This is a genomic window from Bacillus sp. GB_SG_008 (assembly GCF_052038115.1).
GTDB lineage: Bacteria > Bacillota > Bacilli > Bacillales > Bacillaceae_G > Bacillus_A > Bacillus_A rhizoplanae.
This window is the reverse complement of sequence record NZ_JBPZSK010000004.1, coordinates 114090-127193: the sequence shown is the minus strand read 5'-3', so window position 1 is coordinate 127193 and position 13104 is coordinate 114090. Positions and strand designations below refer to the sequence as shown.

Below are 13104 nucleotides of genomic sequence, written 5' to 3'. Positions count from 1 at the left end.
GACTGAAGAAACAATTGTGATTTATTTTTCAAGCGCTGATGTATTTTCGAGAAAAGACCTCCACTCAAAATAATTACTGATTTACTGACTTGAAAGCTGTCTGAGAGAAGGTAGGCACAATTTGATCTAATACGTCTTCTAATGGTTGACCATAGGTTAGTAAAAGCTCATGGAGGAAGTGATGCCCTTCATTAGATGAAGTAAGAATGGTCTGTACCATTTTGGGATTAAAGATAGTATGTGGGGAGATCGCCAATGAATTTACTGCCCAATACAGTCCATATAGTTCGAAATTGCGCTCGGTTGTTGCATATTTAAGATATAAATCCATATATTTTTGGCCAAAAGAAATTCCTTTCAATTGTTGTGAACTTACATATTCGACACCTTTCCACTGCAAATCAGTAGCACAATTGAGCCACCAAGCTGGCTCGATTACATCTTGTATTTTTTTGAGAACTCTTTGTTCAAAATGGGGAGTAGGATTATTTTGTTGTTCTTGCAAACAGGATTCGAGTACTTCTACTTCAATTGCAGCAACGGTCATTCCCTGACCAAAAATTGGGTCGTAAATACAGAATGCGTCTCCCAAAACTAATAATCCAGCTGGCCATCGGTGCATTTGTTCAAAGTGATGACGAAACAATTCTGGAACGCGATAACTTCGAGGAGAGGATATTGGTTCAAACCCTTGCAAGATTTCGTCGATTATCGGACTTGGGAGCTGAGTAATAGCCTGTTCAAAGTCTTCGGCATTTTTAGGAGGATAATGTCCACCTGGACGATAAAGTAATACCTCAGCTACATTATTTTCAATAAAGGAAAATACTCCTGTAAAAGTTTCGTTAGCGGGCTGCCCTGCAATGTTAATTGTATCCCATTTTTTTATGAGATGTGATAGATGGGAAGGAACCTTATAACGGCGGGTACTATATCCAAGAGAGACTTTCAAACGTTCTGAATCTGGTACATCATAGCCGTAATTTTGAAGCCAATTTACTAACCTAGAGGAACGACCACTGATATCAAATATCAAATCAGCATTCAGTATTCGTACTTGCTCGGATTTTCCACGTTCCCGGACTTGAATTCCTGTAACAGTTGTCTGATCTATCGTCATTAACAAGCCAATTACATTATGATTTGTTAGAAAACTAACATTAGGAATTTTTTGTACACGTTTACGAAGGGCCCACTCAAGCAATGCTCTACTAAACTTGATATCATTTCGTGGGTATTGCATTTCTATAGTGCCATATTGATTCATGTTGTGGACTATTTTATTCAGCACTGAAGGCGCCCCTTGTGCTACTAAATCATTTTCATAGCCTGGAAAGAGTCGTTCTGTAATTAACTTACCACGCTGGGTAAAACGATGTGGATGAAAAGCTTGTGGAGTGCCAGATCGGTTGTCTGGTTTTTCTGGAAAATCATCTTTATCAACTATAAGCACCTCTTTATAATAAGCAGAAAGTACTTTTGCAGTTAGTAATCCTCCAATACCGCCTCCAATGATAATAGCTCGCTCTGTTTTCCCCTCTGTAAGTGCATACTTGGTATTAGTCATAATCGTAATCCTCCATTCATAAAGTGAAATTTTAATCAGTATTTTTTCATTCCACACTGATTATTAGTTGATCAAATTCGGCTTTTACTGCCCGTTCATACGGGATAAATGGTTTAACTAATGAGTAAATGAATCATTCATTACTAAGTTATGTTAATTTTTTGAAGTGTGAACTGGAAAATCAAAAATAATTGTGAAGTGACTCTTTATATCTGCATGAAAAATAAAATATTCTGCACCAATATAAGTGGAGAAAGCTAAGTTTGGAAGTTGAAAGGCAGTTGAAGTTTTTAAAAGAAAAAATTATACAAAAAGGCGCTATCCTTTCCTAATATGTCTACAGAAAGAACAACGCATTTTTGAATTTAATATATTTGTTTTGTAAGTTTGAAAATGGTGAGACTGTGTGAATCATAAAATGTATTTTGTGATGTATCTAATTTAATTGCTTGAAGGTGTATGATTATTGTAACTACTTGTTAACATCACTTCTAATTCTTCATGTCGATAAGGTAGTTCAATCTCACGTAAGGTGGTACCTGATCCCTTGCTGTTTTTAAAAGTGTTTTTACATATACTTTATAAAAGCAAAATAATTAACCTTAAAAGTGGAATCCATTTTGATCAATCTTTTTTCAAAATGTATTTTTTTGTTTGCAGTAGAATGTAGGGTTATCTGGGATTTTTGATTAAACTTTATTTCGAAGCTACATCAGGAAACCCTGCCCGGCTCCATAACCATAAAGGAGTATGAACATCAATTGAAGCAGGACCGTTACCAGATAGAGCTGTTTCCCATTCTTTCTTTAATCGGTGTCTTTTTATAAAAAAACCTCCACATATAGTATGTAAGGAGATTATCTCATGGGTTATTTACAAATAGTAGGTGGGGAATATTTGACGCTTACAAATAATGTATTATATAAAAAAATAGAAAAATTGATTATATATAGAATATTAAAGAAAAAAGTTCTGTAATGTGTTACATGTACCTCTATTTTTTAACAATCTTTCCCGTTAGTTGAACAACTCTACTTTTAAAATTATTTCCTTGTTTACTTAATTATGAAATAACAAGAATATTTGAGGGAGTTGAAGTCAATATTATAATTGTTAAAAGAAAAAGGAGGTTATGATCATGAACAAACAACGTGCACAAGAAATTGCAGCTTCACCAGTTATGGCTAATGTAACCTATAACGGAGAGCAAATCTACATTCAAAATGTAGACGAAAATAATGAAACAGCTAGAATTTATCCTCTCAACCAACCAAATAATGAACAAGAGGTTCCTGTATCTAGCTTAACTGAGCATTAATTGCTTACATGTTTTCTTGATAAAAACAGTTGTCAGAAAAATCTCGATAGCTGTAGCTTTAGAATAAAGTCTGATTGTTAATAAAAAGAGCGAAATCCTGTATTGATAATGCAGGATTTCGCTCTTTTTATTGTTACAAGTATTAATTAGGGGTGCAGAACCTATTTTGTATATATTTTGAAGAAGAGTAGACTTGGTAAATCAACTAAATTGAATTATCAGGAAGATTTAATTTTGGTTTTTATAAAAAAGTTTGATCACAATAGATTTTTAAAATTGATTTAATCCAACCATTTCCTCATTCATTTCAATTGGGGGATATTCAAACTCAGACTATATTGTGTCACAAAATAGTAATGAAAAGTGTGCTTTACATTATATATTTTTTTCGATTTTTGTAAAAGAAAATATAGTCCCATTTTTATTTGATTGTAAAGTATATTTTAAATCGAGCATTCTAGATATATCCTCAATTATTTTTAATCCTAGCCCCGCATTTTTGCTATTAATATCGAAACCAATTCCATTATCCTTAATAGAAACAACACTATTTTCAATGGTTACTTCAAGTTTTTTAGCTTTTGAATGTTTTAACGTATTTTGGAAAATGTTATCAAATAACCTTTGAAACCACAAAGCATTACTAGTCCATATCAAATCTTTATTTAGTGGATTATATATTAATTCAATATCATGAATATTATACAAATAATCCCACTTTTTAACCATGATTTCTAATAAATCATGTATATTCACTTCATCATTTAAAATATAAGAATTCTCTAACGTATCAGTGGATTGTAAATTAAATTCATTGGTTAATTCAGCAATATATTGTATTTGTTGATATAAAGATTCTAGTATGGGTGCTTGATCATTATATTGACCTTCTAAGTAAAATAATTGTAATCTCACAGCTGTTAAAGGTGTATTAATATCATGTCTTAATTTATTTAAAAGTTCTTTTTTCATTTCCTCTTGCTGCTTAAGTTCTAATTCTCGATATGTAGTTCTTTCAATTAATAAATTTACTGACCTAATTAGTTCTCCTATTTCATCATCGCTTTTAACGTCTAATTTATTTGGGATCTTTTTATCACTAGCTAAATTTCGAATAGTTTTATTCAATATATTTATTTTATTTAATAGTGAGTTAATCGATTTCGAAAATAAAAAGGCTAATAACAAAAGTGATAAAAAAAATACGACTAGCATTGTAGGATATGCAAAAGATTCATGAAAAGGAATGCCATTATTTTTCATTTTAAAGGCCTTATCATAAATTACTGACATAAGGATACTAATCAATAGTAATAAAAACGGTACGCTTATAACAGCGGAAAATAACAATAACCGGTATTTCTTCTTCAATTTCATTTCTTCATATAGGTATTCAATCTATACCCTTCTCCATATATATTTTCAATAATCTCACCCATTTTATCATTGATTTTTGTTCTAATTTTTTTTATGTGTACATTCATGATATTTGGATTTCTGTCTTCAAGTTGCCATAAATAGTCAAAGAAATGTTCTTTCGTTAAAATTCTATCCCTATTTTCGTATAAATAGAAGAATATTTTACGCTCAATCGCAGTAAAAACAACTTCATTATGTAAGCTATTATCGAAAACCTTTTTATGTTCTGCATCAATATATAAATGTTTAATTTGCGTAAAAGTACCATATTGATTATCTAGCATTTTCTGCATTCTTAGTAACAGTTCTCTAGGATCAAAAGGCTTTATCATATAATCCTCACCGATTGTCAAGCCTTGGAGTTTGCTATCCATATCATTTCGAGCGGATAGAAAAATAACTGGAATATTTAATCCTAGTTTTTTTACTTTCCTTGTAATTTGATAGCCATCTTCACCTGGCAACATAATATCCATTATGACTAAATCTATCTCATGGATAATATCAATAATATTTTTTCCTTCTTTCTTCCAACATACATTGTACCCTTCGCGTTGCAAAATTTTTTGCAATAAATCACCAATCATCAAATCATCTTCAACAATTAAAATGTTATATCCTTTCATCACGTAGACCTTCCATTTTTAAATAACAACTTATTAATTTTTTTCTATTTCGTTATGGATAAAATCCATGGCAAGATTATAAATCTCATCAGGAGCGTATAAATAAATGCTGTGCGTGCCTTCAATTATTTTTACATCTGCTATTAATAGTCGATCCGCAAACTCCTCATAATCTTTGTTTTGTTGTTTTGTATATTTCAAGTTTTTATATTGATCAGCAATCGCATCAATAAATAAAATAGGTGTTTCTTTTGGTATCGGTAGGTTAATTGATTTTTTACCGTTATTGTAAATCTGTAACAGCTCTTGCTCCATATCATCATTAAAAGCTTGTTTATATGATAGTGCTTTATAAATTTCTTTTTCATGTTCAGTTAAAAAAGATTGCTGAATCACTTTGGGGTTATAAGTAGCAGAAGGAACGAGTCGCTGAAAACCAATTTTCGTTAAAATATTCATTCCTTTTATTTTTAATGAATCAACTAGGCTCATTTTATAAGTTACGTACTGCTGAGGTAAACCGATATCTAAAGCAATAATTGCCTTTATTTCACTTGGGTATTTTTGCGCCCAGTAAATCGCTTCTAAACCTGATAAAGAGTGTGGTACTAATATATACGGAGGTTTATTTCCACTTTTAATTAGCGCTTCTCTAGTTTGTTCTAATATTGTATCAATATCTCTATCATCGTGAAAAACATCACTGTATCCATAACCTGCTCTTTCTATTACAGCAATCTTGTTTTCTTTTGAAAACTTGCTATATAGTCCTTTCAATTCATAAACAGGAGCAGCAATCCCAGAGCCAGACATAAATACATATGTATCCTCATCGTTTCCTTCATTGTATACATTAATTTTTTTGTTATTAAAATTAATTAATGTTCCTTCATTTTTAATTAATGCAGCTTCTTTGCTTAATTGATAGTTATGATAAATAAAAACAGATACTGATACGAGTAAGATAAAGGCAATTAATATAACAAATATATGCTTTAATACTTTAAATAATTTTCTCATAGGATTCTCCTTTCAAGTTATATTGAAAGGATACGATATAAAAATAAATTTCTAATTAATTTTATAGAAATTAAATTTTTCTTTGTGTTTTTAAATACAAGCTACTTTTCAACTTCAGGTAATCTCCTTCTTTTGGACATAAATGCCTTCCATTGGTAATCATAACCAAAGGGGAGGGAGCAACGCAACTTTTTTACCAATGTCGTGAATTTATTCAAAACACCCCGACTTAAGTTCAAAGCCATAGCTATGATTAGATGTATGGAGTTAGTATAGTCATATGAGTATAGTAGTTAAGTCCTTACAACGGATTTTAAGGATGAAGTGTCCGTGTGATAGCACTTGTATCGAGTAATTTTATGATATTTTTAATATATCGTACACAATAGAAAGTCTAGCACTATTTCAATATACCGAGGGATGATATAATTGTAAGAGAATACATAGTAGAGTTAGTTATAAAACTCCTCAAGCAATAGAGGATTTGGCAGCTTAGGTTTACCTTTTTGTGTCCATTAAATTCAGTAATTAAAACAGATAGATAATATTCTAAAGGGGAGAAATTAATGAATAATATGGAAAAATATAGTAACGAATTAGATAGAAATAAAGATAATATAGTTACGTTATATATTACTAGACACGGTAAAACAATGTTAAATGCTAGTGAGCGTGTGCAAGGTTGGGCAGATTCTCCATTAGTAGAGAAGGGTGTTGAAGTAGCTAAAGGTTTAGGAAATGGATTAAAAGGTATTCATTTTGATGATGCTTACAGTAGTGATAGTGGCCGCGCAATTGAAACTGCTAACTTAGTATTAAAATATAGCGGGCAATCCAAGTTAAAACTTGAACAAAGGAAAGATTTACGGGAATTGAATTTTGGGATTTTTGAAGGCGAAAAGAATGAAATTATGTGGAAAGTTATTGGAGATGCTGCTGGAGTTACATCAGTAGATGAACTAATGGATTTATCTATTGAGAAAATTATTAATTTCATTGCAGCAGCAGATCATACGAAGCAAGCTGAAGATTGGAAAACCTTTTCAACTCGTATAAAAAAAGAAATTGATAAAATTAGTGAAGAGACTGCCAAAAATGGTGGAGGTAACGTTTTAGTTATATCTCATGGAATTGCGATCATGACATTAGTAGACATGCTTGATAGTAGTAAAACAAAACTTGGATTAGAAAATGCAAGTGTAACTAAAATTCTCTATAAGGATGGAGAATATAAAGTCGAATCTGTTGGTGATATGAGTTATGCTGAAAAAGGCAAAGAAAGTGTAAGAGTATAAAAGGATGTCGAAAGTAATAGAATGAGAAAAAAGGCGGATTTCTTACGAGAGTAAGAGACCGCCTTTTTTTCTTGGAATCTTAAACACTTTAAAAATGTGAAAAAGTGCTAAAAATTCCCCTGATAACTTTCTTAAGTGATTTTAAATAAAAATTGAAGGGATTTTCACCATTTATATCGAATTTATGTGGTGAAAAATGGAAGTGGAGGGATTTTTATGAAAAGTTTTGTAAAACAGACTGCAAAATGGGTAACAGCTTCGACATTTGTAGGTGGGATATTATTTTCTCCTGGACTTACTATAAGTGCTGCAGAAACGGATTACCCTGTAAAAGGAGCATACAATCCGGCAGTTACATCTCCTGTTCAGCTGAAGACACCATTTCAGTCGCAATTCATGAACAAGCACGGACAAGATATATTTGGTCCAGCTAATCCAGACTATAAAATGAACGTTAACTATGATTCTACCAATCATACTATTCAAGGGGAAATGACTGTCACTTTTAAGAACAATACTCGTACGCAGCTAAACGAACTTTATTTTAACTTGTGGGGAAACGCAGAAACATTTAAAGAAAATGGCGGAAGTATGTCTGTTTCTAATGTAAAAGTAAATGGGAAAACAGCAAAATTTACTGTTGATAGTACTGCAATGCATATTTCATCTGTTCAAATTCCCGATAATCAAAAATCTACTGTATCGATGGATTTTGTAGTTCATGTACCGGAACAACAAGATCGTTTTGGTTGGAATAAAAACACTGTTTCGCTTGGAAACTGGTTTCCCATTCTGGCAGTTTACGATAAAGAGGGCTGGAATGTAGATGCTTATTTTCCATATGGAGAATCTTTTTATTCTTTAACTGGAGATTTTGATGTAACACTTACGACTGATAAAGCCCAGGTCATTGCAACGACAGGAACGGAAGTGGGACAGCCAGGTATTTCAGGAAATGTAGCAACGCATCATTATAAAGCTAAACAAGTTCGCGATTTTGCAATAGAAATGGATACGACTTACAAAGTAAAACAAACGAAAGTAAATAATGTAAATATTAATGTGTATTATACAGATGAACAGGCAAAATACGCTGATTCTATGGTTGAGGCAGGGGTTGAGAGCATCAAGTTGTACAGTGACCGCTTTGGAGAGTATCCATGGCCAGAACTAGATATCGTTGGCATGGAAGGTTGGTTTGGCGGAATGGAATATCCACAATTAACGATGATAAGTATCGCTGGTAATCCTTCTCAAGAATGGGTCAAACATGTTACTGCGCATGAAATTGGGCATCAATGGTTTTACGGCATTATAGGAAATAACGAGAACGATGAACCGTGGCTTGATGAATCATTTGCTAGTTTTGCAGCAGCGCTCTACAACAAAGAACTTGATCAACTAAAAGCGGAACCTGTCGGAGACTATCATCTTTCGTATCCTGTTTCAACATTTACTGAACGTGCTGCAGAAGGCGGGATTGGGGCATATTATGGTATGATTTATGGTTACGGTTCAAGAACAGTTAATGATCTTCGTCTTGAACTTGGCGATGAAGTCTTTTACAAAGCGATGAAAGATTACTTTAACGAAAAGAAATTTGGTGTGAGTACGACAAAAGATTTTATTCGAATTATGGAGAAATCAACTGGAAGAGATTTGACAAATTTCTTTGCGTCTCATAGGGTATTTGTTTCTGACCAAGAATAAACAGAAAAACCTGCCACGAATCGAATGCGGCAGGTTTTTCTATTTGATGATAAATATCCCGCTGGTGAGCTGCTACTTTCATCATATATACTACTTTGTAGAAAATATTATCATAATATGAGAGGATGAAAATAACGAATTTTCATTCTAATATTGGTACAATTGCAGATGAGACTATATGGAAAAATGAATTGTTCAAGGTAAAAAAGTAATGGAGGACGAAGAGATGAATCACCATTTAGAAGAAAGAAAATATACCTTTGATGATATTGTCTACGAATATGAAAAAATACGGCCGACATATCCAGGAGAACTATTTGCTGATATTATTAATTATTCGAAAATTGAAATAGATTCTCCCGTTCTTGAAGTTGGCTGCGGTACAGGAAAAGGGACGGAAGGGTTTGTTCAACTAGGATATAAATGTATTGATTGTGTTGAGCTTGGAGAGCAACTAGCTCAATTTACAGCTGATAAATTCAAATATGAAAAAGACGTTCAAGTGTATCGAAGCGCTTTTGAAGAATGGACTCCGCTGCATAATGAATATTCGCTTGTATTCTCAGCAACAGCATTTCATTTTATTAATCCTGAAATTGGCTATCCGAAAGTGGCGAGTTTGTTACGTAATCATGGGACAATGGCATTCTTTTGGACATATCACATACAACCTAATACAGATGTTTTTCGAGAGATTGGAGCGTGCTATGAAAAATATGCACCGCATTTACACCCTAATAAGTTACCAACGCCAGACGAACTAATTGAAGAACGAAAAGGTCTTACAATGCAGCATAATTTGTTTCAAGATTTAGTTGTGAAAACATATACGTGGACTGATATATATACAAGTGACCATTATATTGCACTATTACATACACAATCTGCGCATCGCTTGCTTCAAAAAGATATAAAAGAAAAATTGTTTCATAGTATTCGTAACGTAATCGAAAAGCATGGTGGCATAATTGAAAAACCACAGTTTGTTGCGTTGTATTTAGCACGAAAAAAATAATAAGGGATATCTCGAAATACATTTTCTAACAACGAATCTACATAAGAGAGGGAGTTTTTGGATGAATAATTTCGAATGTAAAATGTTAACGATGTGTATGGTGCAAGATGGGGACAAAGTGTTACTAATGAATCGTCCAGATCGTTTGGGGTTTCCTGGGTTCATTGCTCCAGGTGGAAAAGTCGACTTTCCTGAAAGTATTGTAGACGGAGCAATTCGAGAAGTACGTGAAGAAACAGGTTTAATTGTAAAAGACATCATTTTTAAAGGGATATCCGAGTTTTGTGAGCCGAATATGAAATTAAGATATATGGTATTTAATTATCTTGCTACATCTTTTGAAGGAAAGCTACTTGAAGATCCACCTGAAGGAGAATTAGTATGGGTGGATATAAAAGATGCGCTAAATTTACCGATGCAAGATTGGTTCAGAAAAAGGTTTCCTCTATTCTTTGAACCCGGAACATTTGAATGGCACTCGGTGTGGGATAAAGAGCGTGATATTACTTTAAATAGGGTGGAAAAACATTATAAAGAATCAGAGTTACATAAAGTGTAAATAATGTATCTCCATTTTATTTTTTAGATAGAAGATAAATTTTTTTGTGATAAAAATAGAAACAGCCAGGAAATCTGACTGTTTCTATTTTTAGAATAAGGGATATTTCGTTATTTTCTTCATAAGATTCATTTTTATAATGCGATAGTGGGCAAGTAGTGCAATACATACCTCCAAGGATTATACCGGCCAATACATCTAGAGGATAATGTGCACCAACCCAAATTCTCGAAAAGACAATTTACATTCCAAAAATGACCCACATAAACTTATTTCCTCTACGAGATAGCCAAATCGTTACAGTAATTACTGAAGCAGTTGTAGCATGATCACTTGGGAAAGAAGAATTCGCAGTGTAATCAACCGATTATTTAATATGTTGCATAATAAAATTTCACGTAACGTAATGGAAAAGGATTATTTTTTATTATGTAGAATAAAAATGTGATGGCTATAAGCATTTTTTATAAAGAGATCGTATTGAATGAACCAAATTATAAATTCTATCTTGTTAACAGGAAGTTGGGAACTAGATATTCGGCATATGCTAGAACAATTAGTGGAGGAACTCCAACTAGACAAAGAAAGAATCATAGCGTGGGGACTATGTCACTGTATCCTTTCATTTTGGTGGTACATAGAAAGTCATGAACGAGTGCCTGAAGAAACAATTGCTTGTGCTCGCTGGTTTGATGAATTAAGAGTTAGTTTGAAATAGGATTGAACTGTTTAATAAAGAATATAGATCAATTACAAATAAAACTTTAGAAAACTAGGAGTGATTTCCGGTGTGTAATGTTGAGATAAGGAGACCACGAATTGAGGACATTGAAGAGCTAAATCAATTTTTTAGTACAACGATTAAAGATACGTTTGCTAAAGAAGGTTTATCAGAGTTGGTTGATGATATAGAAAAGGAAATTGAAAGTAAGGAACAATACTTGAAATGTGACTTTGATAGCAATGGGAGAAATCGATATTTTTTGATAGCTGTTGATAAAAGTTGTAATAAAGTTATCGGTACAATTGAATATGGTCCAGCTAGTCAACTGATTAACATTTGCACAGATAGAGCACTGAAAGAGTTATATGAGATAGGAACTGTATTTGTACTTCCAGAATATCAAAGGCGTGGTATCGGAACATTACTTTTAAATGCAATGTTTCTCACCCTGTTGAATAGGGATATTAAAGAATTTTGTTTGGATAGTGGATATACAAATGCACAAAAGATATGGAAGAAGAAATTTGGAGAGCCTGATTATTTACTGAAAGATTATTGGGGTGAGGGGTGTGATCATATGATTTGGAAGAGACGCACCGATGATATGTCTATAATATTTAGTAGATGAGTAAAGTGTGCTTTGGGATAGCACTACATCGTCATTAATCTAAGTTTATCCCGCATTAACGAGCAGTAAGACCCCCACTGATGGAAGTTTCACTTTATATAAGTTCAATTTTAGATGAGATTATTAATTTCTTCTTAAGGCCTAGTTTCTGAGTTTACAAAAAAATAGAATAGATAGGAGTTCAATTACCATTGAAACAAAAACTATATTCTTATTGTTTACAAGGAAATGTTAATAAAGCTTATGAATATCTCCAAAGTATTGATAATAATATTGGTTTGGGAAAGCTTAAAAAGAAATACTACAACCGTTTTTTTGCTGAAAAACAAGTATTTCAATATAAAACAAAAGATGCTTGGATTAGAAGTGTTATTAGAGTATATTACGAATACTTTATATCCGTCTTAACAAATAGAAAAAATAAAGAAGAAGCAGAAAGTATCTTAGCGGAACACCTTATAGAGTTGTTACCAGGAATTGAAACTACAAATGACCTAGATTCTATTGAAGAAATATTAGCTAAAGAGTTTAAAGCAAGAGGATTTTACTTTCTTGGAGGAGTTACTCCACCCTATAGGGGGCCATACATTTGGAGGAAAGAAGAGAAGGCTGAGTATGAAATTATCCTGCCAAATAAATCTAAAAAGGTTGTTGTATATTTCATGTCAGATTTTATTATGCAGAGCTGGTTGCATTTCGCTACCTTTGGTGGGAGAGCAGCAGGAGGATGGGCATCAAAAAATGCCTTATATTGTGTAAAAGAAAGGTATGAAAAAGTTTTAAATAAGCCGGATTTTTTATACTCTTATCTTGCTCATGAAGCGCAACACTTAGCGGACTATGAAGACTTCCCATGTCTTCTTCCTGTAGATTTAGAATATCGAGCAAAATTAGTAGAATTAATTTACCATCCTTTAAATAATAAGGTATTAATGAAAAGGTTTTTATCAGACGCTGATAATAATAGGGAGAATCCACATCCATATTCAAGTTATGTAATTTGTGCTAATTTGTCAAAAGAAATATATAGTGTGGATTATGTGACTGATCCTGAAAGGTGGAGGGAAATCGATTCTAAAATACTTAGTAATGTAGCTCAAGAGTTGTTTCGAAAACATACTAACTTATTAACCAATCAGGGGAAAGAAAACGTAGAGAGTGTTATTTAAAAGAGGATTACTTAAAAATATATTGAATGGCTTTAATTAACTTAAAAATAAATG

General features: G+C 32.6%; 13 protein-coding genes. 8 read left to right on the top strand and 5 right to left on the bottom strand.

What is annotated here, in order from left to right; genetic code table 11:
• Window positions 1-73: 73 nt before the first annotated feature.
• On the bottom strand, window positions 74-1567 hold the full coding sequence (locus ACTDJC_RS12125) for an NAD(P)/FAD-dependent oxidoreductase (protein WP_440603547.1): 1494 nt from the start codon (window positions 1565-1567) through the stop codon (window positions 74-76).
• Window positions 1568-2705: 1138 nt separating this feature from the next.
• Between ACTDJC_RS12125 and ACTDJC_RS12120 the strand changes: the two genes are divergently transcribed.
• On the top strand, window positions 2706-2885 hold the full coding sequence (locus ACTDJC_RS12120) for a small acid-soluble spore protein H (protein ID WP_098307448.1): 180 nt from the start codon (window positions 2706-2708) through the stop codon (window positions 2883-2885).
• Between the two features lie 375 nt (window positions 2886-3260).
• Here the strand turns inward: ACTDJC_RS12120 and ACTDJC_RS12115 are convergent, their stop codons facing one another.
• From ACTDJC_RS12115 to ACTDJC_RS12105, 3 genes are read right to left on the bottom strand one after another with little or no spacing between them, the layout of a single operon-like run.
• The gene (locus ACTDJC_RS12115) at window positions 3261-4262 is read right to left on the bottom strand and encodes a sensor histidine kinase (protein ID WP_440603546.1); all 1002 of its coding nucleotides are present in this window, start codon (window positions 4260-4262) and stop codon (window positions 3261-3263) included.
• Window positions 4259-4930, bottom strand: a complete 672-nt coding sequence (locus ACTDJC_RS12110; protein WP_440603545.1) for a response regulator transcription factor — start codon at window positions 4928-4930, stop codon at window positions 4259-4261. The genes ACTDJC_RS12115 and ACTDJC_RS12110 overlap by 4 nt, the downstream gene beginning before the upstream one ends.
• Before the next feature lie 33 nt (window positions 4931-4963).
• Window positions 4964-5950: an alpha/beta fold hydrolase gene (locus ACTDJC_RS12105; protein WP_440603544.1), complete on the bottom strand. Its 987-nt coding sequence runs from the start codon at window positions 5948-5950 to the stop codon at window positions 4964-4966.
• Window positions 5951-6516: 566 nt separating this feature from the next.
• Here ACTDJC_RS12105 and ACTDJC_RS12100 point away from each other — a divergent pair.
• The 4 genes from ACTDJC_RS12100 to ACTDJC_RS12085 all read left to right on the top strand — a co-directional run bounded on the left by ACTDJC_RS12100 (window position 6517) and on the right by ACTDJC_RS12085 (window position 10529).
• The gene (locus ACTDJC_RS12100) at window positions 6517-7245 is read left to right on the top strand and encodes a histidine phosphatase family protein (RefSeq protein WP_440603543.1); all 729 of its coding nucleotides are present in this window, start codon (window positions 6517-6519) and stop codon (window positions 7243-7245) included.
• 216 nt (window positions 7246-7461) lie between these two features.
• Window positions 7462-8955: a M1 family metallopeptidase gene (locus tag ACTDJC_RS12095; protein WP_440603542.1), complete on the top strand. Its 1494-nt coding sequence runs from the start codon at window positions 7462-7464 to the stop codon at window positions 8953-8955.
• Between the two features lie 226 nt (window positions 8956-9181).
• Entirely contained in the window at window positions 9182-9970 is a 789-nt protein-coding gene (locus ACTDJC_RS12090; RefSeq protein ID WP_440603541.1) for a methyltransferase domain-containing protein, read from the top strand.
• 61 nt (window positions 9971-10031) lie between these two features.
• The gene (locus tag ACTDJC_RS12085; RefSeq protein ID WP_253629507.1) at window positions 10032-10529 is read left to right on the top strand and encodes an 8-oxo-dGTP diphosphatase; all 498 of its coding nucleotides are present in this window, start codon (window positions 10032-10034) and stop codon (window positions 10527-10529) included.
• A 16-nt stretch (window positions 10530-10545) separates the two neighbouring features.
• Here the strand turns inward: ACTDJC_RS12085 and ACTDJC_RS12080 are convergent, their stop codons facing one another.
• On the bottom strand, window positions 10546-10722 hold the full coding sequence (locus ACTDJC_RS12080; protein WP_375337662.1) for a hypothetical protein: 177 nt from the start codon (window positions 10720-10722) through the stop codon (window positions 10546-10548).
• Window positions 10723-11013: 291 nt separating this feature from the next.
• Here ACTDJC_RS12080 and ACTDJC_RS12075 point away from each other — a divergent pair, with 291 nt between their 5' ends.
• From ACTDJC_RS12075 to ACTDJC_RS12065, 3 genes are all read left to right on the top strand, one after another.
• Complete coding sequence (locus ACTDJC_RS12075) at window positions 11014-11247, top strand: hypothetical protein (protein WP_098307517.1); 234 nt, start codon at window positions 11014-11016, stop codon at window positions 11245-11247.
• Window positions 11248-11317: 70 nt separating this feature from the next.
• Window positions 11318-11881, top strand: a complete 564-nt coding sequence (locus ACTDJC_RS12070) for a GNAT family N-acetyltransferase (RefSeq protein ID WP_098307519.1) — start codon at window positions 11318-11320, stop codon at window positions 11879-11881.
• Between the two features lie 191 nt (window positions 11882-12072).
• Window positions 12073-13050: a hypothetical protein gene (locus ACTDJC_RS12065; RefSeq protein WP_440603540.1), complete on the top strand. Its 978-nt coding sequence runs from the start codon at window positions 12073-12075 to the stop codon at window positions 13048-13050.
• The last annotated feature ends 54 nt before the right edge of the window (window positions 13051-13104 follow it).